We start from the raw sequence: 24491 nt of genomic DNA, 5'->3' as shown, positions 1-24491 counted from the left end.
GATTAACGCACCTTCAGCGTTGCCAGGCCAATCAGCACCAGCATCAGCGAAATGATCCAGAAGCGCACGATAACGCGCGGCTCCGGCCAGCCTTTCAATTCATAGTGGTGGTGAATCGGCGCCATGCGGAAAATGCGTTGTCCGCGCAGCTTGAACGATCCCACCTGCAGGATCACCGACAGCGTCTCTACCACAAATACGCCGCCCATGATCACCAACAAGAACTCCTGACGCAGCAGCACCGCGATGGTACCCAACGCGCCGCCCAACGCCAACGAACCGACGTCGCCCATAAACACCTGGGCCGGGTAAGTGTTGAACCACAGGAACCCGAGGCCGGCGCCGACGATGGCGGTACACACGATCACCAACTCACCGGCATGACGCAGATACGGAATATGCAGGTAGTTGGCGAAGTTCATGTTACCGGTCGCCCAGGCCACCAGCGCGAAGCCGGCCGCCACGAATACCGTCGGCATAATCGCCAGGCCGTCCAGGCCGTCGGTCAGGTTGACCGCGTTGCTGGTGCCGACGATCACGAAATAGGCCAGCAGGATGTACAGCAGGCCCAGCTGCGGCATCACGTCCTTAAAGAACGGCACAACCAGCTCGGTGGCTGGCGTGTCTTTTCCTACGGCGTACATGGCGAATGCGACAATCAGCGCAATCACCGACTGCCAGAAATACTTCCAGCGGGCGATCAGCCCTTTGGTGTCCTTACGCACCACCTTGCGGTAGTCGTCGACGAAGCCGACGATGCCGTAACCCACCAGCACGAACAGCACGCACCAGACATACGGGTTGGACGGGTAGGCCCACATCAGCACCGAAATGGTGATGGAGGTCAGGATCATGATGCCGCCCATGGTCGGCGTGCCACGCTTGCTGAAGTGCGACTCGGGGCCGTCGTTACGCACCACCTGGCCGAAGGACATTTCTTGCAGGCGCTTGATCACCCGCGGGCCCATCCACAACGACAGGAACAGCGCGGTCAGCAGGCTGACAATGGCTCGGAACGTCAGATAAGAAAAGACGTTGAAGCCTGAGTAATACTTGACCAAATGCTCGGCCAGCCAAACTAACATGGTGCTTTCTCCTGTAACGCGCGTACTACCTGCTCCATTGCGGCACTACGTGAACCTTTGATTAACACGGTAATGACCGCATGTTCCGACAGTAATTCCGCCACGCGCGCGATCACTGCTGTCTTGTCTTGATAATGTTCGCCGTTGCCGGACGCCTCGCTCAGCACGCGGCTCAAACCGCCGACGCTGATCACTTTGTCGACGCCGGCCAGACGGGCGGCTTCGCCCACCTGACGGTGACACTCTTCCGCTTCCGCGCCCAGCTCGGCCATATCGCCGACCACCATCACGCGGTAGCCCGGCATCTCTGCCAGCACCTGCGCCGCCGCGGTCATCGACCCGACGTTGGCGTTATAGCTGTCGTCCAGCAGCAGCTTGCCTTCGGCCAGCGCCACCGGGAACAGACGCCCCGGCACCGCCTGCAGCTGTTTCAGCCCCTGACGCACCGCTTCAAGGGTGGCGCCCACCGACATCGCCAGCGCCGTCGCCGCCAGCGCATTGGCCACGTTGTGGCGCCCCGGCAGCGGCAGCGCGATCTCGGCGGTGCCGAACGGGCTGTGCAGCGTGAACTGCGTGCCTGCACCGTTCACCCGCACGTTATCCGCGAAGAAATCCACGCCTTCGGCAGCCTGCGGCGAGAAGCGCCAGACGGTTTTGCCGCCCAACATGCTCTGCCAGTGCGGCCAGTCGTTGTTATCGGCGTTGATGATCGCCACCCCGTCGGCCGGCAGGCCGGTAAAGATTTCACCTTTCGCCTGCGCGACGCCGGCCAGCGAGCCGAAGCCTTCCAGGTGCGCCGCCGCCAGGTTGTTCACCAAAGCGGTCTGCGGACGCGTCAATGCGGTGGTGTAAGCGATTTCGCCAATATGGTTAGCGCCCAGCTCTATCACGGCAAAATCATGCTGCGGCTCCAGACGCAACAGCGTCAGCGGCACGCCGATGTCGTTATTGAAGTTGCCGGCGGTATACAGCACTTCGCCGCATTCGCGCAGAATGGCGGCGGTCATTTCTTTCACCGATGTCTTGCCCGAGGAACCGGTCAGCGCCACCACGCGCGCCGGCACCTGCTGACGCACCCAGGCGCCAAGCTGCCCCAGCGCCAGACGGGTGTCTTGCACCACCAGCTGCGGCACGTCCACCAATAAGCGCTTACTGACCAGCAGCGCCCCGGCACCTGCTGCTACGGCATCCGCCGCAAAGTCGTGAGCGTCGAAACGCTCGCCTTTCAGCGCCACAAACAGGCAACCGGCGGTCACCTTGCGGGTGTCTGTCGTCACCTCGACAATTTGGCAATCGGCGCCGATCGGTTCAGCGCTCAATACCTCAGCCAGTGTCTGAAGAGAGACAGGGATCATGCCAGCACCCCCAGCAGTCGGGCGACCGTCGTGCGGTCGGAGTAATCCAGGCGGCGGTTGCCCACCAGCTGATAATTTTCGTGGCCTTTGCCTGCCACCAACACCACATCCTGTTCCTGCGCCTGCATGATGGCGCTGGTTACCGCTTCGGCGCGGCCGTGGATCACCAGCGCCTGCCCGGCGTCCAGCAATCCGGTCAGGATATCGTTGATAATCGTGCGCGGCTCTTCGGTACGCGGGTTGTCATCGGTGATCACCACGCGATCGGCGAACTGCTCGGCGATGCCGCCCATCAGCGGACGCTTGCCCTTGTCGCGATCGCCGCCGCAGCCGAACACGCACCACAGCTGCCCCTGACAGTGCAGGCGCGCGGCTTCCAGCGCTTTCTCCAGCGCATCCGGCGTGTGGGCGTAATCCACCACTACCGTCGGTTTGCCCGGTGCGTTAAACACTTCCATGCGGCCGCAGACCGGCTGCAGGCGGCTGCCGGTTTCTACCAGCGCCTCCAGCGGATAGCCCAGCGACAGCAACGTCGCCAAGGCCAACAGCAGGTTGCTGACGTTGAAAGCACCCATCAGGCGGCTTTCGATTTCGCCGTCGCCCCAGCTGGAGCTGAAACGAACGGTGGCGCCGTTGTCGTGATAATCGACCGCCGTGGTTTTCAGCCAGCGGCCGTGGCCGCCCGGCTGCAGGTTGCCCTGCATCGTCACCGCCACCGCATCCGGCAGCTTGCTTAGCCATCGCAGACCGACTTCATCGTCGGCGTTGATGATCGCCTGCCCCACGCGGTGGGCGGCGAACAGCGACCATTTGGCCGCCTCGTAATTGGCCATGTCACCGTGGTAATCCAGATGATCGCGGCTCAGGTTGGTGAAGACCGCCGCGGCGAACGGCAGCGCCGCCACCCGGTGTTGCACCAGACCGTGGGAAGAGACTTCCATGGCGGCGAAGGTCGCGCCCTGTTCCGCCAAATCGTTTAATACGTGTTGAACATCCACCGCAGAACCGGTGGTATTCTCGGTCGGACACACTTGGCCCAGTAGGCCGTTGCCGACGGTGCCCATCACCGCGCTGGTTTCGCCCAGCAGTTGGCTCCACTGCGCCAGCAGTTGGGTGGTGGTGGTTTTGCCGTTGGTGCCGGTCACGCCGACCAGACGCAGACGCTCGCCAGGCTGGTGGTAAAAACGCCCGGCCAGCGCGGAAAGGCGCTGGTTCAGTTGGCTCAGGTAGATCACCGGCACGCCGTGCATTTCAACGATGGCGCCGTCTTCGGCCTGACCGTCAGCTTCGGCGATCACGGCGGCGACGCCCTGCGCGATGGCCTGCGGAATATAGCGGCGTCCATCCGTTTGATGGCCGACAACGGCGACAAACAGATCCCCGGCAGCCGCCACACGGCTGTCTAATGTCATTTCCCGCAGCGCGCGCCCGGGTGCCGTCGGCACCCACGGGGCGAGTAAGTCGCGCAAATTACGATCTGCCACCTGAACCCTCTTTCTTGTTAATCACTAATTCGCTTTTGTCACCGGTAGGCAACGCGTCAGGCTCGATGTTCATGGTGCGCAATACGCCGCCCATGATGGCACCGAACACCGGCGCGGAGATTGCGCCACCATAGTATTTCCCACCCTGCGGGTCGTTGATGACGACCACCAGGGCAAAACGGGGGTTACTTGCCGGCGCGACGCCGGCGGTATAAGCGATGTATCGGTTGACGTATTTGCCGTCCGGGCCCACTTTTTTCGCGGTACCGGTTTTGATGGCGATACGGTATCCCTTGATGGCGGCTTTCACGCCGCCGCCGCCCGGCAAGGCCACGCTTTCCATCATGTGCACCACGGTGCGCACCAGAGGTTCAGGGAAAACGCGTTCGCCGGCGACCGGAGGGTCAACCTTGGTGATCGACAATGGGCGATACACGCCCAGGCTGCCGATCGTTGCATAGACTCGCGCCAACTGTAACGGAGTTACCATCAGCCCGTAGCCGAAAGAGAAGGTGGCCCTCTCTATGTCAGACCACCGTTGTTTTTTTGGGTATATGCCACTGCTTTCTCCGACCAGCCCCAAATTGGTCGCTTTTCCCAGCCCAAAACGAGAGTAAGTATCTACTAACGCTGAGGACGGCATCGCTAACGCCAGCTTTGAAACACCGACGTTACTCGACTTCTGCAAGATCCCGGTCAATGACAGCTCCGAGTACCGCGCCACGTCTTTGATCTCGTGGCCCTGAATGCGGTACGGGATGGTGTTCAACACGCTGTTTTCTCTGACCACGCCGTTTTGCAGCGCGGTCATCACCACCATCGGCTTCACGGTTGAACCGGGTTCAAAAATATCGGTGATAGCACGGTTACGCATGGTCTCTTTCGGCGTACCGGCCATGTTGTTCGGGTTGTAAGACGGGCTGTTGGCCATCGCCAGCACTTCGCCGATGTTCACGTCGATCAGCACCGCAGTGCCCGATTCGGCCTTGTTGAACGCCACGGCGTTGTTCAGCTCGCGATACACCAGCGCCTGCAGCCGTTCATCGACGCTCAGTACCAGGTTGTGCGCCGCCTGGCTGTCGACGGAGGAGATATCTTCGATCACCCGGCCGAAGCGGTCCTTACGCACCGTTCTCTCGCCCGGTTGCCCGGTCAGCCAGCGGTCGAAACTCTTCTCGACACCTTCGATACCTTGTCCGTCGATGTTGGTTACGCCGATGATGTGCGACGTTACCTGCCCCGCCGGGTAGTACCGGCGCGACTCCTGCCGCAGGTAGATCCCCGGCAGCTTGAGCTTGTGGATGTAGTCGCCGATCGCCGGGTTCACCTGGCGCGCCAGATAAACGAAGCGCCCTTTCGGGTTGGCGTTGATGCGGTTGGAGAGTTGGTCCAGCGGGATGTTCAGCGCATCGGAAAGCGCTTTCCAACGGCTGTCCAGCGTGATGCCGCCGCGCTCGTTCAGCTCTTTCGGATCCGCCCACACCGCATTGACCGGCACGCTGACCGCCAACGGACGGCCAGCACGATCGCTGATCATGCCGCGCGCGGTCGGCACTTCCTGCACGCGCAGCGAACGCATGTCGCCTTCTTTCACCAGACGATCGGGATTGATAACCTGCAGGTACGCAACGCGCAGCATCAGGCCGACCATCGCCAGCAAAATGCAGCCGCACAGCAACGCAAAACGCCAGCTGACAAAGCTGGCCTGATCTTCCTGGCGTCTCAACTTACCGGGGCGCGCTGCTTTCATGCGTTTCCTTTCTACTCCGTGTCATTATTCCGGTTAAACCATTCATTGTTTAACGATGATATTTTCCTGCGATGGATCAACGTGTTGCATCTGCAGTTTTTCTGTCGCGATACGTTCAACCCGGCTGTGATCGCCGAGGGCGTTCTCTTCTAAAATCAGGTTGCGCCACTCGATATCCAGCGCATCGCGCTCCAGAACCAGCTGTTCGCGCTCGGCGGTCAGCAGGCGGGTGCGGTGCGCGGTGGTCACCACGAAAATCGCGGAGACCAGTGACGCAATCAGTAAAATCATGGGGATCTTGGCGTTGCGCAGCAGATCGCCGCCAATGACCCCGACCAAACCGTGGCGTTCGTTGCCGATCACGCGGGCATCCTCTCAGCAATACGCAGCACCGAGCTGCGCGCACGCGGGTTGTCCGCCACTTCCGCTTCCGATGGCATCATTTTGCCCAGCGCTTTCAGCGTTCGCCCGCCCATGCTGCGCAGTTGCTCTTCGGTCAACGGAATGCCCGCGGGCACCTGGGCACCGCGGCTATGGTGACGCATAAAGCGTTTGACGATGCGGTCTTCCAGCGAGTGGAAGCTGATAATCGACAAACGGCCCTGTGGGGCCAGCACTTCCAGCGCGCCGTCGAGCGCACGCTCGATCTCTTCCAGCTCGCTGTTGATATAAATACGAATCGCCTGGAAGCTGCGCGTCGCCGGATGCTTGTGCTTTTCACGGAACGGGCTAGCGTCGGCAATCAGATCCGCCAACTCTTTGGTGCGCGTCATCGGCTCCACGCGGTTTCTTTCCACGATGGCGCGTGCGATGCGCTTAGCGAAACGCTCTTCACCAAAGGTTTTCAGCACCCAGGCGATGTCGTCCGCTTCGGCCTTCATCAGCCACTCTGCGGCGGACAGGCCGGTGGACGGATCCATGCGCATGTCCAGCGGACCGTCGCGCATAAAGGAGAACCCGCGCTCTGCGTCGTCAAGCTGCGGCGAAGAAACGCCCAGATCGAGCAGAACGCCGTCGATCTTGCCCACCAATTCACGTTCCCGCACATAGTGCGACAACTCGGAGAATGGGCCGTGTACGATGGTAAAACGAGGATCTTCAATAGATTTGGCGGCTGCAATCGCCTGAGGGTCACGGTCAATCGCCAGCAAGCGCCCTTCCGGCCCCAGCTGGGACAGAATCAGACGAGAATGGCCACCGCGACCAAAAGTACCGTCGATATATATGCCGCTGCTGCGGATGTTGAGGCCGTTGACGGCTTCGTCCAGCAGGACGGTGGTGTGTTTATAGTTTTCCAACATGCTTATAGCGACAAGTCCTGTAGCCGCTCAGACAACGGTTCCTGAGTCGACTGTTCAGCGTCAATATCATCCTTGACTTGTTGATACCAGGTCTGTTCATCCCACAGTTCAAACTTGTTGAACTGACCGACCAGCATCACTTCTTTCGTGAGCCCGGCGTGTTGCCGCAGCGTATTGGCTAACAGCAAACGACCGGCACTATCCATCTGACACTCACTGGCATGCCCCAGCAGCAGGCGCTGAACGCGGCGCTCGGCGGGATTCATGCTCGACAGACGTGATAATTTTTGTTCAATAATTTCCCATTCGGGCAAAGGATAAAGCAGCAGGCAGGGCTGATGGAGGTCAATGGTACAGACCATTTGGCCTTGCGATTCCTCGTTGAGCAATTCCCGATATCGGGTAGGTACGGCAAGCCGCCCTTTGCTGTCGAGGTTGACCATCGTCGCTCCACGGAACATTCCTGAGCTACCCCTTAGTGACCGTTTTCACCACTTTACCCCACAAATTCCCACACAATGGAGTTTACGGAGGGTATGAAAACCTTGTCAAGCCAGAGCGCCAGCGCTTTGGCAATATTTCTCTGGTCATTTTGGGAGCTGACTCGCGAAAGAAACTCTGATTGTTCGACGATTAAAAATTAACACCATGATAAACGGAGAGAATTTTCTAAGCGGAAAGAATCTGATTAAAAACCTGACGAACTGGCGATTAATTAACTCATTACTTCCTTCTGCAAGCCATGTCTCATTTTTCAGCTCGGCAATCTCAGTGCGGTAACCGCTGGCGAGCCGCGCCCGCCAAGGCTCGGCGTTGGGCGAACCGATCGCGGAATAAGGCCATAACTCCTTGAGTTAATAACGCTCAATCGTTATTCACCGTAAAACCGGGCGCTATTTTACTTCAATTTGCACGGCCGTGATGCGGCCGCGATAAAAATAAATGGTTCGGATATTACGAGCAGAAGTAATTTCGATTTAAATCAATTTGGTAAGATTATTCCCAAAATACCTGTTTACAATTATGGTTTCATTTTCTTACACCTTTATTTCCACAATTTTTGCCGAAAAAAATCCCCACTCGAAGCCAAAAATCGCAACACCATGTTTTTAATGAATTTATTTTAAATCGCCGATTTTAATCTCTCTACCCTCTCCTCTCTCCCGGTTCTGCGGGACAAAAACCGAACAAATGTTAAAAATAAAAATATAAATCTAGTTAAAAAACACAATGCAGATTAGTACACTATATAAAAAGCAAAAAAACAGTTTTAACAACCGATAATTAATAATTTAACAGAATTCCAACCAAAGGGAGATAACACATGCTTTCGCCCGCCGCTCACTGGCGTAGCGCCGCTGCCGATACGTTCGCACTGGTGGTGTACTGCTTTATCGCCGGCATGGCGATAGAAGTGTTGATCTCCGGCATGAGCTTCCAGCAATCCCTCTCTTCGCGCCTGCTGTCGATCCCGGTCAACATCCTGATCGCCTGGCCTTACGGCCGCTATCGCGATCTGTTTATCCGCACGGCGCGCCGCTGTCCGCGCGGCCAGTTCGTGCTGCGCAACCTCGCCGACCTGCTGGCCTACGTCAGCTTCCAATCGCCGGTTTATGCCGCCATTCTGTGGAGCGTAGGCGCCGACGGCCAACAAATGCTGGCGGCGGTCACCAGCAATGCGCTGGTCTCCATGGCGATGGGTGTGGTGTATGGCTATTTCCTGGAATATTGCCGGCGGCTGTTCCGGGTGGCGGGCTACGTCTAAACCAGGAGCCCGGCAAAGCGGGCTCCTGTAGAGCGGACTATTTGCGGCTCAGGCTGCCGCGGCGGAACAGATTGCGGCGGATACGCGTCAAACCCGGTTTGGGTTTACGCGGTTCGTCCAGGCTGGCCAACACCAGCTCCAACACGCGTTCGGCTACGTCACGATGGCGCTGAGCCACCGCGAGCACCGGGCACTCGAGGAAATCCAACAGTTCATGGTCGCCGAAGGTGGCAATCGCCAGATCGGTCGGCAAACGGCCACGTTGCTTCAGCGTCACGTCCATCACGCCCTGCAACAGCGAGAACGAAGTGGTGAACAGCGCTTGCGGCATCGGGTGCGTTTTCAGCCATTCGGCAAACAGCGCGCCGGCGGCTTCACGTTCATAGCTGTTGGCGTACAGATAATCGACGTGGCGGGGATCTTCTTGCCATGCCTGACGGAAGCCCTGCTCACGCAGGAAGCTCACCGAAAGCTCCGGCAAGGCGCCCAGATACAGCACCGATTCAGCCGGGAAGGTGCGCAGCTCCTGCGCCAGCGCAAAGGCGTCTTCCTGATCGGCCCCGACGACGCTGATGAAATGCTCGCGATCCAGCGCGCGGTCCAGCGCGATGATCGGCAGCGGATCGTTGGCCCAGCGTTGATAGAAAGGATGCTCCGGCGGCAAGGCGGTGGAGACGATGATGGCGTCCACCTGGCGCTGCAGCAGGTGCTCGATACAGCGCATTTCGTTGTCCGGCTGATCTTCGGAACAGGCGATCAGCAATTGGTAACCACGCTGGCGCGCCTGGCGTTCCAGGTAGTTGGCGATGCGGGTATAGCTGGTATTTTCCAGATCCGGGATCACCAGACCGATAGAACGGGTACGCCCGGCGCGCAGCCCCGCCGCGACGGCATTCGGGTGATAGTTATGCTCCCTGACCACGGCCATCACTTTCTCGACGGTTTTATCGCTGACACGATACTGCTTCGCCTTGCCGTTGATGACGTAACTGGCCGTCGTGCGCGAAACGCCCGCGAGACGCGCGATTTCATCCAGTTTCACATTAACCCCTTAATGACGCTGAAAATAGAAGTGAAGGCTGTGCTCGGATTAACCATGACATCCCGTACGGTTATTCAATCCAGCCTCTGCGATCTAACAGCAGAAAACACTGCCTAGCAACCGCTTTTGCCGAAAGGTGCCAGCAATCGGGCAAAAAATACCGAAAAACAAAGGGCGCAGCCACGCCGCGCCCCCGATTATTCACCGCCAGACCGCGCTCAGCGCATGATTTTGTCGCCGCGCGACACGCCAACCACGCCGGAACGGGCCACTTCCACGATCTCCGCCACTTCACGCACCGCACTCAGGAAGGCGTCGAGCTTGTCGCTGGTGCCGGCCAGCTGTACCGTGTACAGCGTCGCCGTCACATCGACGATCTGGCCGCGGAAAATGTCGGCGCAGCGCTTCACCTCTTCACGGCCGTAGCCGCTGGCCTGCAGCTTCACCAGCATGATCTCGCGCTCGACGTGTGCCCCCTGCACCAGCTCGCTGACGCGCAGCACGTCCACCAGCTTGTGCAGCTGTTTCTCAATCTGCTCCAGCACTTTCTCGTCACCGACGGTCTGGATAGTCATGCGCGACAGCGTCGGATCGTCGGTCGGTGCCACCGTCAGGCTCTCGATGTTATAACCGCGCTGGGAGAACAGCCCGACCACGCGCGACAAAGCGCCGGATTCGTTTTCCAGCAAGACAGATAAAATACGACGCATGATCAGGTCCTCTCCGTTTTGCTAAGCCACATTTCGTCCATGCTTCCGCCACGGATCTGCATCGGGTAAACATGTTCAGTTTCATCGACGGTCACGTCGACGAACACCAGCCGCTCTTTTTCCGCCAGCGCCTGCGCCAGCTTGCTTTCCAGCTCATCCGGCGTGCGGATGGCGATGCCGACATGGCCGTAAGCCTCGGCCAGCTTGACGAAGTCCGGCAGCGAATCCATGTAGGACTGCGAGTGACGGCCGGAATAAATCATGTCCTGCCACTGCTTCACCATACCCAGATAGCGGTTGTTGAGGTTCACCACCACCACCGGCAGGTTATATTGCAGCGCGGTGGACAGCTCCTGAATGTTCATCTGAATGCTGCCGTCGCCGGTCACGCACACCACGGTTTCCTCCGGCAGCGCCAGCTTGACGCCCAATGCCGCCGGCAAACCGAAGCCCATGGTGCCGAGGCCGCCGGAGTTGATCCAGCGGCGCGGTTTGTCGAACGGATAATAGAGCGCGGCGAACATCTGGTGCTGGCCCACGTCCGAGGTGACATAGGCGTCGCCTTTGGTCAGGCGGTGCAGAGTTTCGATCACCGCCTGCGGTTTGATGGTGCCGCTGTGCTTGTCGTAACCCAGACAGTCGCGGGCACGCCACTGCTCGATGGACTGCCACCAGTCGCGCAGCGCGTCGTGATCCTGCGCTTTCTCGTCCTGCACCAGCAGCTCCAGCATCTGAACCAACACCTGCCTGGCATCGCCGACGATCGGAATATCGGCGTCCACCGTTTTGGAGATCGAAGTCGGATCGATATCGATGTGCAGCACGGTGGCGTCCGGGCAGTATTTAGCGAGGTTATTGGTGGTGCGATCGTCGAAGCGCACGCCGACGGCGAAGATCACGTCGGCATGGTGCATGGTTTTGTTGGCTTCATAGGTGCCGTGCATGCCGAGCATGCCGACGCTCTGGCGATGGGTGCCGGGGAAAGCGCCCAATCCCATCAGGCTGCTGGTCACCGGCAGGTTCAGCTGCTCCGCCAACGCCAACAGTTCGGCCTCGCAACCGGCGTTGATCGCGCCGCCGCCGACGTACATCACCGGCTTTTTGGCCGCCAGAATGGTTTGCAACGCACGTTTGATCTGCCCGCGGTGGCCCTGCACCGTCGGGTTATAAGAACGCATGCTCACGTCCTGCGGGTAGGCATAAGGCATCCGCACCGCCGGGCCGACGATATCTTTCGGCAGATCGATCACCACCGGGCCGGGGCGGCCGCTGGAAGCCAGGTAGAACGCCTTCTTCAACACCGCCGGAATGTCTTCGGTGCGTTTTACCAGGAAGCTGTGCTTCACCACCGGGCGAGAAATCCCCACCATATCGCACTCCTGGAAGGCGTCGTAGCCGATCAGCGAGCTGGGCACCTGCCCCGACAGCACCACCATCGGGATCGAGTCCATGTAGGCGGTGGCGATGCCGGTAATGGCGTTGGTGGCGCCGGGGCCGGAGGTCACCAGCACCACGCCCACTTCACCGGTGGCGCGCGCGTAGCCGTCGGCCATGTGCACCGCCCCCTGCTCGTGGCGCACCAGAATATGATCGATCCCTCCTACCGTATGCAGGGCGTCGTAGATATCGAGCACCGCCCCGCCGGGGTAGCCGAATACATGCTTAACGCCCTGATCGATCAACGATCGGACGACCATCTCGGCTCCTGACAACATCTCCATGGGTTTGCCTCCAGGCTTGCTTATTCTTCTCTGGCACCGGAACGTAGCGCCTGCTGCGGGGCAATGCCCCAAAGTTTTTATGGGTTGTCGCTATCGAATTAACATAACGTCAGAATATGGGGCAGGCAAACGGCAAAATGGCTTAACGGTAGCGGGGTTATTGCCAAGCGGCTGGAGATCGCGGCTTTATAAAAACAATGCGCTAGCCTCGGGGTTGTCAGGCTAGGCATTGTTTCGAACAGGGGGGAAATTACAGAACTAAATCAGGTGAAGGATATGCCGTTTTTTTGGCCGGGCACATGGCCCGGCGGCGGCGTCAGGCCTGTTCCTGGTACATCGAGTCGATTTCACGCTGATAGCGCTGCAGGATCACTTTACGGCGCAGCTTCAGCGTTGGCGTCAACTCCCCCAGCTCCATCGAAAAGGCCGCCGGCAGCAGCGTGAACTTCTTCACCTGTTCGAAGCGCGCCAGCTCCTTTTGCATCTCGCGCAGGCGCTTTTCGAACATCTCGAGGATTTCGCCGTTGCGCAGCAGTTCCAGGCGATCCTGGTATTTCAGGTTCACTGACTTCGCGTACTCTTCCAGCGACTCAAAGCACGGCACGATCAGCGCGGAAACGAATTTACGCGCATCGGCGATGATCGCCACTTGCTCGATAAAGCGATCCTGCGCCAGCGTGCCTTCCAGCATCTGCGGCGCGATATATTTGCCGCCGGAGGTTTTCATCAAATCCTTCAGGCGTTCGGTGATGAACAGGTTGCCCTCTTCATCGATCGCCCCGGCATCGCCGGTTTTCAGCCAGCCGTCCTCGGTAAAGGTCGCGGCGGTTTCCAACGGTTTGTTGAAATAGCCGCGCATCACGATCGGCCCGCGCACCTGGATTTCATTTTCCTCGCCAATGCGCACCTCGACCTCCGGTAGCGGTTTACCGATAGATCCGAAGCGGAAATGCCCCTCTTCCCAGCAGGAGACGGTCGCACAGGTTTCGGTCATGCCGTAACCGTACTTGATGTTGACGCCCATCGCCTGGAAAAACAGGATCACATTATCGTCCAGCTTGGCGCCCGCCGCCGGCAAAAAGCGCACCCGGCCGCCGAGGATACCGCGCAGCTTGCTCAACACCAGCTTATCGGCCCAGCGGTGGGTGAAGTCGAACACTTTACCCAACGGTTTGCCGGCGCGCTCCTGCAGGAATTTGCGCTCGCCGCAGACGATCGCCCAGTGGAACAACGCACGACGCAGCCAAGGGGCGCGCGCCACTTTTTCCTGCACCGCGCTGAAAATCTTCTCGTAGAAACGCGGCACCGCACACATCAGCGTCGGGCGGACCTGCCCCATCGCTTCCCGCACCCAGTCGGTGTTCGGCAGGAAAACGTTCTGCGCGCCGGAATGCATCACAAAGAAGCTCCAGGCCCGCTCAAAAACATGCGACAGCGGCAGGAAGCTGAGCGACACATCTTCTTCGCCGACCGTCAGCCTTTCATCATGCAGGTAGAGCTGCGCCGCCAGGTTGCGGTAGTCCAGCATCACCCCTTTCGGCTCGCCGGTAGTGCCCGAGGTATAGATCAGGGTGAAGAGATCCTGCAGGTCGCACTCTTCAATACGCTGCTGACGTTGAGCGACAAAAGCCGCCGGATCGGCAGCGCGCTCGAAGGCGCTCAGATGCTGTGCGATCTCGCAGCCGCGCAGATCGGCCCCCTCGTCGAAGACGACAATATGGCGCAGCTGCGGGCAGACGCCGCGCAGCGCGATGGCGGCGTCAAGCTGCGCCTGCTCGCCGACGAACAGTATACGGATGTCGGCGTCGTTGGTGACGAACGCCGCCTGTGCCGGCGTATTGGTGGAATAGAGCGGTACGCTGATGCCACGCAGGTGAAGGATAGCGAGATCGGTCAACGCCCAGGCCATTGTGTTATTGGCGAAAATACCGATGCGTTCTTGCACTTCGACGCCCAGCCCCAGCAACCCGGCGGCAATGCGATCAATACGAGTGGCGGCCTCTCCCCAAGTCAGCTGCAACTCGCCGTTGGGCGACCATTGGCGAAAAGCTGTGCGATCGGCTCGGTGGGTGATTTGATGCTGTATACGATGGATCAAATGGTATTGCAGCAGATTAGTGATCATAGTGCTCTAAGCCTGAAATGAATCAAACAGTTAAGCCGGAACGACGCCTTACGGCCCCTCATCTCAGCTTACACGTGTTTACTTTTTTCTGCGCAGTCTACCTAGTCTCAGGCAGGGGGAAAAGCGATTTCAGCGTAGAAGTGTGAGCCAAAACTCAGTCCGACTTCCGCACTTTCATTGGTTGGACAAAATGGGGAGGAAAAGGTTTGCTGATGGCTATAAAACGCGGCCCATCCGGGCCGCCGCATCGAGTTAGTTTAAAATACCAGCCGGAAAGTAAAAATCAGAATATTAATTTATATTAATTATTTTTGCTGAACGAACAAACTCACTCTGAAAATAAGTTATTTTATCGCCGTAAAACCAAGAAACATCTTAATAAAAACACAGATAGTTCTTAGTTTTTATCATGAGAAAAAAACACTCAGTTGAATATTATCTTTATGTGGCTCCCATTCTTTATCACTTTACTTTGGGTTACCCGCCTCAATCAGGACGGATTTCATCCACTGGTGGCCTTTATCCCGCTCGGAGGATTCATGCCAGGAGAGATAGCAGGTGGCTTTATTCTCGTTACCACATAAAGGAACCGCCTTTATTTTCAACGCTTCCGTCTGCTGTCGCACCAACCAAGCGGGCGCAATCGCCACCATTTCCGTTTGCGACACCATATTCAACACGCTGTAGAGATCCGTGCACTGTTGCGTCACGGCGCGCAGCATCGGCTCCTCTAAATAAAAAGGTTTACTGAACGATCCAAAACTCTCCAGGGAAACCACGGCGTGCTGCTCGGCCAGCATGTGATTCGGCGTCACCTCCTCACCTATTCTCGGATGCACCTGCGCAACCGCCAGCACTAATTCGTCGTCGAACATCGCCAGGCTGCGAAACTCCGCCGATTCGAAACGGCTGTAGCCGATGACAAACTCGACGTCCTGATAACGCAATTGATGCTCAATATTATTGTTGATGTACGACTTTATTTGCAGGTTAAGCTGCGGCGCGATCTGTTTGACGTGATTGATTATCGCGGCGCCCAGACGCAAATCGAGCGGGCTGCACAGCGACAGGGAGAACGCTCGCGTGCTGGTCAGCGGTTCGAACTCGGCGCCCGGCAACTCATTTTGCACCAGCTGCAGCGCTTGCCGCACCGGCCCAAAAAGCTGCCTGGCCCGCATGGTGGGCTGGATCCCGCGCCCGCAACGCACGAACAGCTCATCGTTGAACATCACCTTCAGGCGCGCCACCGCGTTGCTCACCGCCGGCTGCGACATCCCTAACGAATTAGCGGCTCGCGTAATATTTTGCATTTGCATCACGGCGTCAAACACCGTCAGCAAATTAAGATCGACGCTGCGCAAATGAATGTCCGCCGGCTCTTTGACCATGGCGATTTCTGAATCATATTCAGCCATATTTCACTCCACTAAATCCTGTGTAGATAATCTAATCCTTGTGCTCGACAAACAATGAAACGCCGCATTGCCTTATCTTTGCACGACAAATCCTGCCATTACCGCCATCAGCCGATAAAAAACCTCGTGTTATCGTCACGATATAAGTCGTATGTGGAATACATGTCAGCAGCTTCTCCCGTCAGCAGGAAGAATGCCACCTGGGTGGTACTAATAATTAGGTATCAACAATGATTAAGACAATTAAACAACCTAACCGCACAGTATGAGACAAACTATAAAAACACATCATAAGCAATCAAACCATCTAAAAACACCGCTCACTTTGTGTAAAAACGCATTATTTTGTTATATTATGACTAAAACAATCAATTAATCATATGAATTCAATTTAAATCATTTGTATTAAAAATGTTATTTTATTGCCCCCCCCGTGATTAATTCCTCTTATTTTTTTCATCACAAATCTTAACGCAACGAAATCCAGAAGCAATTAGCGCAGTATATATCTGATTCGTTTATGCTAAGCAGCACGCAAACTGGCCCCGTTTTTTCTCTAGGGCGTCGTTTTTTTGCCGCATGATCCTCTGTTCGGCCGATTCGCCGATGCATTGTCCCCGCATTCAATCAGGTGTTGACATCGCCAGGGCAATCACGTATCAAATTAGGCAGACACCCCATTTAAGAGAAGCTGAACCCTTATGATCCGTACTCACCGTCTACTAGGCCTACTACTTAACGCATCTTGTTTGCGCGGTATGCCTGTGGACGAAGTTCGGAGCTGACTCAGCCGATCACCCATAAGAAACCCGCGCTACTGCGCGGGTTTTTTTTTGCCCGCTTAGCGTGAAATCAACACGATAAGGAATGCACCGATGAGCCAACAAGTCATTATTTTCGATACCACGCTGCGTGATGGCGAACAGGCATTGCAGGCCAGCCTGAGCGTAAAAGAGAAGATTCAGATTGCGCTGGCGCTGGAGAGAATGGGCGTTGACGTGATGGAGGTCGGCTTCCCGGTCTCTTCGCCGGGCGACTTCGAGTCGGTGCAAACCATCGCGCGCCAGATCAAGAACAGCCGCGTCTGCGGCCTGGCCCGCTGCGTAGACAAAGACATCGACGTGGCCGCAGAAGCGTTGCGCGTCGCCGAAGCGTTCCGCATCCACGTGTTCCTGGCCACCTCGACCCTGCACATTGAATCGAAGCTGAAACGCTCGTTCGACGAAGTGTTGGAGATGGCGGTGCGCTCGGTCAAACGTGCCCGCAACTATACCGACGACGTAGAGTTCTCCTGTGAAGACGCCGGCCGCACACCGATCGACAATCTGTGCCGCGTGGTCGAAGCCGCCATCAATGCCGGCGCCACCACCATCAATATCCCGGACACCGTCGGCTACACCACGCCGAACCAGTTCGGCGGCATCATCACCACCTTGTATGACCGCGTGCCGAACATCGACAAAGCCATCATCTCCGTACACTGCCACGACGATTTGGGCATGGCGGTCGGCAACTCCATCGCCGCGGTACAGGCCGGCGCCCGTCAGGTGGAAGGCACCCTGAACGGCATCGGTGAGCGCGCCGGCAACTGTTCGTTGGAAGAGGTGATCATGGCGATTAAAGTGCGCCAGGACATCATGAACGTGCACACCAACATCAATCATCAGGAAATCTTCCGCACCAGCCAGATCGTCAGCCAGCTGTGCAACATGCCGATCCCGGCCAACAAGGCGATCGTCGGCTCCAACGCCTTCGCCCACTCCTCCGGCATTCACCAGGACGGCGTGCTGAAGAACCGCGAAAACTACGAAATCATGACCCCGCAGTCGATCGGCCTGAAGGACGTGCAGTTGAACCTGACCTCCCGCTCCGGCCGTGCGGCGGTGAAACACCGCATGGAAGAGATGGGTTACCAGGAGCAGGACTACAACCTGGATACCCTGTACGCCGCCTTCCTGAAGCTGGCCGACAAAAAGGGCCAGGTGTTCGACTATGACCTGGAGGCGCTCGCCTTCATCAATAAACAGCAGGAAGAGCCGGAGCACTTCAGCCTGGGCTACTTCAGCGTGCAGTCCGGCAGCAGCATCATGGCCACCGCCTCGGTGAAACTGATCTGCGGCGGCGAAGAGAAAGCCGAGGCCGCCACCGGCAATGGCCCGGTCGATGCGGTTTATCAGGCAATGAATCGCATCACCGACTACCCGATCGAGCTGGTGAAATACCAGCTGACCGCCAAGGGCCATGGCCGCGACGCGCTGGGCCAGGTGGATATCGTGGTCTCATACAACGGCCGCCGCTTCCACGGCGTAGGTCTGGCGACCGACATCGTCGAATCCTCCGCCAAGGCGATGGTGCACGTGTTGAACAATATTTGGCGCTCACAGCAGGTAGAAAAAGAAAAGCAGCGCCTGCAGCAAAACAAACATCAAAATAATCAGGAAACGGTGTGAACATGACGAAGACTTATCACATTGCCGTCTTGCCCGGAGACGGCATCGGCCCGGAAGTAATGGCTCAGGCGCGCAAAGTGTTGGACGCGGTGCGTCAACGCTTTGACATTCGCATCACCACCGCCGAGTACGACGTCGGCGGCATCGCCATCGATCGCCACGGCAGCCCGTTGCCGCCGGCGACCGTCGCCGGCTGCGAGCAGGCCGACGCCATCCTGTTCGGATCGGTAGGCGGCCCGAAATGGGAACACCTGCCGCCGGCCGAGCAGCCGGAACGCGGCGCGCTGTTGCCGCTGCGCAAGCACTTCAAACTGTTCAGCAACCTGCGCCCTGCGCGCCTGTATCAAGGGCTGGAGGCATTCTGCCCGCTGCGCGCCGACATCGCCGCCCGCGGCTTCGACATTCTGTGCGTGCGCGAACTGACCGGCGGCATCTACTTCGGCCAGCCGAAGGGCCGCGAAGGCCAGGGCATGCAGGAGCGCGCTTTCGATACCGAGGTGTATCACCGTTTCGAGATTGAACGCATCGCGCGCATCGCCTTCGAATCCGCCCGCAAGCGCCGCCACAAGGTGACGTCGATCGACAAGGCCAACGTGCTGCAGAGTTCCATCCTGTGGCGTGAGGTGGTCAATCAGGTCGCCAAGGATTACCCGGACGTGTCGCTGTCGCACATGTATATCGACAACGCCACCATGCAGCTGATCAAGGATCCGTCCCAGTTCGACGTGCTGCTGTGCTCCAACCTGTTCGGCGACATCCTGTCCGACGAATGCGCGATGCTCACCGGCTCGATGGGCATGTTGCCGTCCGCCAGCCTGAACGAGCAAGGCTTCGGCCTGTACGAACCGGCGGGCGGTTCCGCGCCGGATATTGCAGGCAAAGGCATCGCCAACCCGATTGCGCAGATTCTGTCCGCCACCCTGCTGCTGCGTTACAGCCTGGGCGCCGATGAAACGGCCGACGCCGTGGAGCGCGCCATCAACCAGGCGTTGGAACAGGGCTACCGCACCGCCGATCTGGCCGGTGACGGCAAAGCCGTCAGCACCGATGAAATGGGCGACATCATCGCTCGCTTTGTAGCTCAGGGGGCATAACATGGCCAAGACCTTATACCAGAAGCTGTACGACGCCCACGTGGTGCACGAAGCGCCGAACGAAACGCCGTTGCTGTATATCGACCGTCACCTGGTGCACGAAGTCACTTCGCCGCAGGCGTTCGACGGCCTGCGCGCCATGGGCCGCAAGGTGCGCCAGCCCGGCAAAACCTTCGCCACCATGGACCACAACGTGTCGACCCAGACCAAAGACATCAACGCCAGCGGCGAAATGGCGCGTATCCAGATGCAGGAGCTGATCAAGAACTGCGCGGAATTCGGCGTTTCGCTGTATGACCTGAATCACCCGTTCCAGGGCATCGTACACGTGATCGGGCCTGAGCAAGGCATGACGCTGCCGGGCATGACCATCGTCTGCGGCGACTCGCACACCGCCACCCACGGCGCTTTCGGCTCGCTGGCGTTCGGCATCGGCACCTCCGAGGTAGAACACGTGCTGGCGACCCAGACCCTGAAGCAGGGCCGCGCCAAGACCATGAAGATTGAAGTCACCGGCGACGCCGCCGAGGGCATTACCGCCAAAGATATCGTGCTGGCGGTGATCGGCAAAACCGGCAGCGCCGGCGGCACCGGCCACGTGGTGGAGTTCTGCGGCAAGGCAATCGAAGCGTTGAGCATGGAAGGCCGCATGACCCTGTGCAACATGGCGATCGAAATGGGCGCCAAGGCCGGGTTGGTCGCACCGGACGACACCACCTTCGCCTACCTGAAAGGGCGCCAGTTCGCACCAACCGGCGAAAACTGGGAGCAGGCGGTCGCCTATTGGCGCACGCTGAAGTCCGACGCCGACGCCCAATTCGATACCGTAGTGACGCTGCACGCCGAAGAGATCGCGCCGCAGGTCACCTGGGGCACCAACCCCGGCCAGGTGATCGCCGTCAATCAGGCGATCCCGGCACCGGAATCGTTCAGCGATCCGGTCGAGCGCGCCTCTGCGGAAAAAGCCTTGGCCTACATGGATTTGAAACCGGGCATCAAATTAACCGACGTGCCGATCGATAAAGTGTTCATCGGCTCTTGCACCAACTCACGCATCGAAGATCTGCGCGCGGCGGCGGCGATCGCCAAGGGGCGCAAGGTCGCCAGCGGCGTGCAGGCCATCGTGGTGCCGGGATCCGGCCCGGTGAAGGCCCAGGCGGAAGCCGAAGGGTTGGACAAAATCTTTATCGAAGCCGGTTTCGAATGGCGTTTGCCGGGTTGTTCGATGTGCCTGGCGATGAACAACGACCGCCTGAATCCGGGCGAGCGCTGCGCATCCACCAGCAACCGTAACTTCGAAGGGCGTCAGGGCCGCGGTGGGCGCACCCACCTGGTCAGCCCGGCGATGGCCGCCGCGGCCGCCGTCGCCGGTCACTTCGCCGACATCCGTGATATTCACTAAGGGGCTAACGTGGCTAAATTTACTCAACATACCGGCTTAGTGGTGCCTTTGGATGCGGCCAACGTCGACACCGACGCCATTATTCCCAAGCAGTTTTTGCAGAAGGTAACCCGTACCGGCTTCGGCCAGCACCTGTTCAACGATTGGCGCTTCCTCGACGACGCCGGCCAACAGCCGAACCCGGAGTTCGTGCTGAATAAACCGCGCTATAAAGGCGCGAGTATCCTGTTGGCGCGCGAGAACTTCGGCTGCGGTTCCTCGCGCGAACACGCGCCCTGGGCGCTGACCGATTACGGGTTCAAAGTGGTGATCGCGCCAAGCTTCGCCGATATCTTCTACGGCAACTCGTTCAATAACCAGCTGTTGCCGGTGACGCTGAGCGAGCAGCAGGTGGATGAACTGTTCAACCTGGTCGGCGCCAACGAGGGGGCGGAGTTCGTGGTCGATCTGGAGAACCAGACGGTCAACGCCGGCGGAAAAAGCTATCCGTTCGAAATCGACAGCTTCCGCCGCCACTGCATGATCAACGGGCTGGACAGCATCGGCCTGACGCTGCAGCACGAGGCGGACATCTCCCGCTACGAAGCGCAGCAGCCGGCGTTTCTGAATTAATCCCCTTCACCCGCCGCTCGGCGGGTGAATTTTTTCCTCACCAGTAGCCCAGTAGCTTCCACCACGCCCCGCCGATCAACATCCAAATCAGCAGGTTAACCACGCTCATCACCAGCCCGGCTTTCCACCATTCCCCCAGCGTCACGTAGCCGGAGCCGAAGATGATCGGCGCGGTGCCGGTGCCGTAATGCGTCAGCGACATCATCAACGAGGAAGAGAACGCCAGGATCAGGCCCAGCAGCGCCGGTGGCGCGCCGAGCGCGATGCCGGCGGCGAAGAAGGCGGCGAACATCGCCGTCACGTGCGCGGTGGTGCTGGCGAAGAAATAGTGAGAATACAAATAGATGAGGGTCAGCAAGATCGTGCCGCCCACCCAGCTCATGCCCATATGGTCGATGCCGTTGCCCACGGTTTGCGACAGCCAGCCGATCAGCCCCAGCTTGCCGAGGAAGCTGGCCATCATCACCAGCGCCGAGAACCACACCACGGTGTCCCAGGCACCTTTATGCTTGAGCACATCCTCCCAGCTCAGCACGCCGGTGGCCAACAGCACCGCCAGGCCGATCAGCGCCGCGGTGGTGGGATTGACCGCCAGCGCCGGGCCGAAGATCATCGCCGGGATGCCGGCCCACAGCACCAGCAGTAGCGCGAACACCCCGAGGGTGATTTTCTCCGGCAGCGTCACCGGCCCCAGCGCCTGCAGTTTTTCGCGCGCGAAGCGCGGCGCGTCCGGGGTACTTTTCACCTCCGGCGGATACAGCAGATAAATGACCAACGGCATCACGATCAGCGAGCACAGCCCCGGCACCAGCGCGGCGACCGCCCACATCGACCAGGACAGTTCGAAGCTGCCGTGGGTGCCTTTGGCAATCAGGCTGACGATCAGCGGGTTAGGCGCGGTGGCGGTGATAAACATCGCCGAAGTGACCGGGTTGATGTTGTAGTTCACCAGCGACAGATAGCGACCGATCTTACCGGAGGTATTGAGCTCGGGTTTGGAACCGAAGCTGTCGGCGATCGACTTCATGATCGGGTGAATGATCCCCCCGCCGCGTGCGGTGTTGCTCGGCGTCACCGGCGCCAGCGTGGTTTCCGCCAGCGTCAGCGCATAGGCGATGCCCAGCGTTTTTTTGCCGAACAGCGAAATGAAGTAGTAGCCGATGCGCGCGCCCAGCCCGGTTTTGTTCAGGCTGAGGGAGATCATGATCGAAAAACCGATCAGCCAGATCAGCTGGTTGGAAAAGCCGCTGAGCGCGTCGTCCAGCGCGGCGCCCGGCTTGCCGGGGTTAGTGACGCCGGTCACCGCCACCAGGGCGATGGCGATCACCGAGACCGCGCCGATCGGCATCGCCTTGCCGATGATGGCGATGATGGTGCCGATAAACAGCGCCAGCAACTGCCAGGCGTTGGGCGCAACGCCCTCCGGCACGGGAATGAGGAACCAGATAATCAGCGTGGCGCCGAGGGCGCACAGGGAAGGAAGCGGTTTGAGCGGTGTGAGTTTATCCATAACGTTCCCACTGTTCTAAACAACAAGGCGGCATCTCAATAGCGAGACGGGCGTAGGCGCAACGATCGCGCTCCATATGCCTTCAGCTTGGGCGTCCGTTTCAGCCTTCTCAATGACTTGCATCAAGAATGCCGCCGTTTGACCTCACACTTCACGCACTTTGGCGCTCATCCAGAGCGCCGCCAGCGCCAACAGCGCCGCCATCCAATACACCGAGCCATGACCGAAGTTCTCCACCAGCGCACCCTGCAGCACCCCGGCCAGGATCACCCCGGTCGAGATACTGTTGGTGAACAGCGTGGTGGCGGCGCCCGGTCGGCCCGGCATCAAATCTTGAAAATAGAGCATGCCGATACCGGCGACGATGCCGATAAACACCGCGTTGAGCAGCTGCAGCGCGATCAGGGCCGGCTTGGCCGCCAGCACTATCAGCCCGAGATAAAACAGCACGCCCGCCGCCACCGCCAGCAGCATCATGTTGCGCTTGCCGAAGCGTTTGACGTAATAACCGGCCAGCAGCATTGCCGGTATCTCCAGCCCGGCGGCGGTGCCCATCAGCACCCCGGCCAGCCCTTCCGGCAGGCCGAGATCGGCGGTGATATACAGCGGCATGTCGATGATGTACAGGGTGTTGCAGGTCCACATCAGCATTGAGGCGATGAATAGCCAGCGCACGTCGCGATTTCGCCAGGCACTGGCGGGCGCAATCGGCGCGGAAGCGCCTTCCCGCAACCCTTCGTCATCCACCGCACGCGGCACCGAAGGCAGCATGAATCCTACCAGCAGCACGCAGACCGCGAAGGTGGCGGCGGCGATCAGGAACATCACGGTAAAGCCGTAGTTCAGCGCCAACGCAAACGACAGCGGCGGGCCGATCACCCAGGCCAGCGAAAGCTGGGCGCGCATCACCGAGCTGAACATCACGACTTCACGCGCCTCGCTGTCGGCGTATTCCCGCGCCAGCGCGAAGATCTGCGGCATGGCGGTGTTGGCGATCGCCGCCATCAACACCCCGGCGGTGATCAGCGTCAGGTAGTCGCGGTTAAAAGCGAACAGCAGGCAGTTGCCGACCGCCATCAGGCAGCACAGCAGGATCAGCCTGCGCCGGTCGCCGCGGGTGTCAGAACGTTTGGCGAGCAGAAAACTGACCACGATGCCGGCCACGGCGTTGGCGGTGTAAAACAGGCCGACCCACAGCGGCCGCACCTTGACCTCGGTGGTCAAAAACAGGCTGAGCGTCGGCGTCAGCAACGCGCCGGCAATGCCGGAGAGAAAAGCGATCAGCAGGAATGCGGCAAAGATGGGGTTGATGCGCAGTGACAACCGGCTCAGGCGTTGCATATCGTCTTCCCTGACCTCAAAGCAGAAGAATGAACCTTAGGCCACGGCGAGAAAAATGCAAGCATATCGCCATGACCACGCATAAAAAAACCAGTGGGTCGCCCCACTGGCTGGTGAAACAGCACCATTACTCAGAAACTTGTTGCCGCCGCCCTTACAGGTGCTCGCGATACTGCTTATCGGTCATCTCTTTGATATCCCACTGGGTCAGGTGCGCCAGCATCGCCAGCCGCGCCTGTTCGGGCACCACGCTCAGCCAGTCGGCGCGCTGGCGGCGCACCGCGCTGAAGTAGCGTTGATAGAACTGTCTGGATAAGAAAGCTTTCATG

20 protein-coding genes are annotated in these 24491 nt (G+C 58.9%); 5 read left to right on the top strand and 15 right to left on the bottom strand.

The features are described from left to right. Positions 1 to 2 precede the first annotated feature (2 nt). The 7 genes from mraY to mraZ are packed head-to-tail and all read right to left on the bottom strand — an operon-like array spanning position 3 to position 7436. A complete protein-coding gene (gene mraY / locus C3F38_RS05795; protein ID WP_004932782.1) occupies positions 3 to 1085 on the bottom strand; it encodes a phospho-N-acetylmuramoyl-pentapeptide-transferase in 1083 nt (360 codons plus the stop codon). Continuing rightward, positions 1079 to 2440, bottom strand: coding sequence for a UDP-N-acetylmuramoyl-tripeptide--D-alanyl-D-alanine ligase (murF, locus tag C3F38_RS05790; protein WP_055312320.1), 1362 nt, complete (start codon positions 2438 to 2440; stop codon positions 1079 to 1081). Before murF ends, mraY begins: the two co-directional genes overlap by 7 nt. Beyond that, positions 2437 to 3924 (bottom strand): UDP-N-acetylmuramoyl-L-alanyl-D-glutamate--2,6-diaminopimelate ligase, encoded by a 1488-nt coding sequence (murE, locus tag C3F38_RS05785; RefSeq protein ID WP_055316076.1) that lies wholly within the window; start codon positions 3922 to 3924, stop codon positions 2437 to 2439. Before murE ends, murF begins: the two co-directional genes overlap by 4 nt. Continuing rightward, positions 3911 to 5674, bottom strand: coding sequence for a peptidoglycan glycosyltransferase FtsI (locus tag C3F38_RS05780; protein ID WP_103791752.1), 1764 nt, complete (start codon positions 5672 to 5674; stop codon positions 3911 to 3913). The genes murE and C3F38_RS05780 overlap by 14 nt, the downstream gene beginning before the upstream one ends. Positions 5675 to 5716: 42 nt before the next feature. After that, entirely contained in the window at positions 5717 to 6037 is a 321-nt protein-coding gene (ftsL, locus tag C3F38_RS05775; protein ID WP_033651674.1) for a cell division protein FtsL, read from the bottom strand. Further along, the gene (gene rsmH, locus C3F38_RS05770) at positions 6034 to 6975 is read right to left on the bottom strand and encodes a 16S rRNA (cytosine(1402)-N(4))-methyltransferase RsmH (protein WP_047728967.1); all 942 of its coding nucleotides are present in this window, start codon (positions 6973 to 6975) and stop codon (positions 6034 to 6036) included. Before rsmH ends, ftsL begins: the two co-directional genes overlap by 4 nt. 2 nt (positions 6976 to 6977) lie before the next feature. Next, positions 6978 to 7436: a division/cell wall cluster transcriptional repressor MraZ gene (gene mraZ, locus C3F38_RS05765; protein WP_025159638.1), complete on the bottom strand. Its 459-nt coding sequence runs from the start codon at positions 7434 to 7436 to the stop codon at positions 6978 to 6980. Positions 7437 to 8299: 863 nt separating this feature from the next. On the opposite strand from mraZ, the gene C3F38_RS05760 reads away from it, so the two are divergent. Further along, positions 8300 to 8740 (top strand): L-alanine exporter AlaE, encoded by a 441-nt coding sequence (locus tag C3F38_RS05760; protein WP_043148147.1) that lies wholly within the window; start codon positions 8300 to 8302, stop codon positions 8738 to 8740. Between the two features lie 37 nt (positions 8741 to 8777). Here C3F38_RS05760 and cra read toward each other — a convergent pair whose 3' ends face one another. The 5 genes from cra to leuO all read right to left on the bottom strand — a co-directional run bounded on the left by cra (position 8778) and on the right by leuO (position 15753). Then, a complete protein-coding gene (cra, locus tag C3F38_RS05755) occupies positions 8778 to 9782 on the bottom strand; it encodes a catabolite repressor/activator (RefSeq protein WP_004932801.1) in 1005 nt (334 codons plus the stop codon). A 218-nt stretch (positions 9783 to 10000) separates the two neighbouring features. Then, positions 10001 to 10492 carry an acetolactate synthase small subunit gene (ilvN, locus tag C3F38_RS05750; RefSeq protein ID WP_004932806.1) on the bottom strand — a complete coding sequence of 164 codons (492 nt, stop codon included), beginning with the start codon at positions 10490 to 10492 and terminating at the stop codon, positions 10001 to 10003. 2 nt (positions 10493 to 10494) lie between these two features. Continuing rightward, positions 10495 to 12213, bottom strand: coding sequence for an acetolactate synthase 3 large subunit (gene ilvI / locus C3F38_RS05745; protein ID WP_038873458.1), 1719 nt, complete (start codon positions 12211 to 12213; stop codon positions 10495 to 10497). A gap of 316 nt (positions 12214 to 12529) precedes the next feature. Beyond that, a complete protein-coding gene (locus tag C3F38_RS05740) occupies positions 12530 to 14338 on the bottom strand; it encodes a long-chain fatty acid--CoA ligase (protein WP_048232641.1) in 1809 nt (602 codons plus the stop codon). A gap of 467 nt (positions 14339 to 14805) precedes the next feature. After that, a complete protein-coding gene (gene leuO / locus C3F38_RS05735) occupies positions 14806 to 15753 on the bottom strand; it encodes a transcriptional regulator LeuO (protein ID WP_047728975.1) in 948 nt (315 codons plus the stop codon). 875 nt (positions 15754 to 16628) lie between these two features. Between leuO and leuA the strand changes: the two genes are divergently transcribed. Genes leuA through leuD form a run of 4 tightly spaced genes read left to right on the top strand, consistent with a single transcriptional unit; the run spans position 16629 to position 21311 of the window. Beyond that, entirely contained in the window at positions 16629 to 18203 is a 1575-nt protein-coding gene (gene leuA / locus C3F38_RS05730; protein WP_055316075.1) for a 2-isopropylmalate synthase, read from the top strand. A 2-nt stretch (positions 18204 to 18205) separates the two neighbouring features. Further along, positions 18206 to 19297 carry a 3-isopropylmalate dehydrogenase gene (gene leuB, locus C3F38_RS05725; RefSeq protein ID WP_055316074.1) on the top strand — a complete coding sequence of 364 codons (1092 nt, stop codon included), beginning with the start codon at positions 18206 to 18208 and terminating at the stop codon, positions 19295 to 19297. A gap of 1 nt (position 19298) precedes the next feature. Next, on the top strand, positions 19299 to 20699 hold the full coding sequence (gene leuC / locus C3F38_RS05720) for a 3-isopropylmalate dehydratase large subunit (RefSeq protein ID WP_048232639.1): 1401 nt from the start codon (positions 19299 to 19301) through the stop codon (positions 20697 to 20699). A gap of 9 nt (positions 20700 to 20708) precedes the next feature. Next, entirely contained in the window at positions 20709 to 21311 is a 603-nt protein-coding gene (gene leuD, locus C3F38_RS05715) for a 3-isopropylmalate dehydratase small subunit (RefSeq protein WP_047728978.1), read from the top strand. A 37-nt stretch (positions 21312 to 21348) separates the two neighbouring features. On the opposite strand, the gene C3F38_RS05710 is transcribed toward leuD, so the two are convergent. The 3 genes from C3F38_RS05710 to sgrT form a co-directional block, all read right to left on the bottom strand. Continuing rightward, on the bottom strand, positions 21349 to 22821 hold the full coding sequence (locus C3F38_RS05710; protein ID WP_055313065.1) for a DASS family sodium-coupled anion symporter: 1473 nt from the start codon (positions 22819 to 22821) through the stop codon (positions 21349 to 21351). A 144-nt stretch (positions 22822 to 22965) separates the two neighbouring features. Next, the gene (locus C3F38_RS05705) at positions 22966 to 24162 is read right to left on the bottom strand and encodes an MFS transporter (RefSeq protein WP_048232636.1); all 1197 of its coding nucleotides are present in this window, start codon (positions 24160 to 24162) and stop codon (positions 22966 to 22968) included. Positions 24163 to 24316: 154 nt separating this feature from the next. Further along, positions 24317 to 24490 (bottom strand): glucose uptake inhibitor SgrT, encoded by a 174-nt coding sequence (gene sgrT, locus C3F38_RS05700; RefSeq protein ID WP_004932838.1) that lies wholly within the window; start codon positions 24488 to 24490, stop codon positions 24317 to 24319. Position 24491: the final 1 nt, after the last annotated feature.

This window comes from Serratia sp. SSNIH1 (assembly GCF_002935055.1).
Classification (GTDB): Bacteria; Pseudomonadota; Gammaproteobacteria; order Enterobacterales; family Enterobacteriaceae; genus Serratia; species Serratia nevei.
The sequence above is the reverse complement of the archived record's forward strand: the minus strand, read 5'-3'. Positions and strand labels throughout refer to the sequence as shown.

What these genes read in the sequence shown, in the direction of transcription:
- mraY (WP_004932782.1), bottom strand. Translation starts at nt 1,085, where the DNA reads ATGTTAGTTTGGCTGGCCGAGCATTTGGTCAAGTATTACTCAGGCTTC.
- murF (WP_055312320.1), bottom strand. Translation starts at nt 2,440, where the DNA reads ATGATCCCTGTCTCTCTTCAGACACTGGCTGAGGTATTGAGCGCTGAA.
- C3F38_RS05780 (WP_103791752.1), bottom strand. Translation starts at nt 5,674, where the DNA reads ATGAAAGCAGCGCGCCCCGGTAAGTTGAGACGCCAGGAAGATCAGGCC.
- rsmH (WP_047728967.1), bottom strand. Translation starts at nt 6,975, where the DNA reads ATGTTGGAAAACTATAAACACACCACCGTCCTGCTGGACGAAGCCGTC.
- mraZ (WP_025159638.1), bottom strand. Translation starts at nt 7,436, where the DNA reads ATGTTCCGTGGAGCGACGATGGTCAACCTCGACAGCAAAGGGCGGCTT.
- C3F38_RS05760 (WP_043148147.1), top strand. Translation starts at nt 8,300, where the DNA reads ATGCTTTCGCCCGCCGCTCACTGGCGTAGCGCCGCTGCCGATACGTTC.
- ilvN (WP_004932806.1), bottom strand. Translation starts at nt 10,492, where the DNA reads ATGCGTCGTATTTTATCTGTCTTGCTGGAAAACGAATCCGGCGCTTTG.
- ilvI (WP_038873458.1), bottom strand. Translation starts at nt 12,213, where the DNA reads ATGGAGATGTTGTCAGGAGCCGAGATGGTCGTCCGATCGTTGATCGAT.
- C3F38_RS05740 (WP_048232641.1), bottom strand. Translation starts at nt 14,338, where the DNA reads ATGATCACTAATCTGCTGCAATACCATTTGATCCATCGTATACAGCAT.
- leuO (WP_047728975.1), bottom strand. Translation starts at nt 15,753, where the DNA reads ATGGCTGAATATGATTCAGAAATCGCCATGGTCAAAGAGCCGGCGGAC.
- leuA (WP_055316075.1), top strand. Translation starts at nt 16,629, where the DNA reads ATGAGCCAACAAGTCATTATTTTCGATACCACGCTGCGTGATGGCGAA.
- leuB (WP_055316074.1), top strand. Translation starts at nt 18,206, where the DNA reads ATGACGAAGACTTATCACATTGCCGTCTTGCCCGGAGACGGCATCGGC.
- leuC (WP_048232639.1), top strand. Translation starts at nt 19,299, where the DNA reads ATGGCCAAGACCTTATACCAGAAGCTGTACGACGCCCACGTGGTGCAC.
- C3F38_RS05710 (WP_055313065.1), bottom strand. Translation starts at nt 22,821, where the DNA reads ATGGATAAACTCACACCGCTCAAACCGCTTCCTTCCCTGTGCGCCCTC.
- C3F38_RS05705 (WP_048232636.1), bottom strand. Translation starts at nt 24,162, where the DNA reads ATGCAACGCCTGAGCCGGTTGTCACTGCGCATCAACCCCATCTTTGCC.
- sgrT (WP_004932838.1), bottom strand. Translation starts at nt 24,490, where the DNA reads ATGAAAGCTTTCTTATCCAGACAGTTCTATCAACGCTACTTCAGCGCG.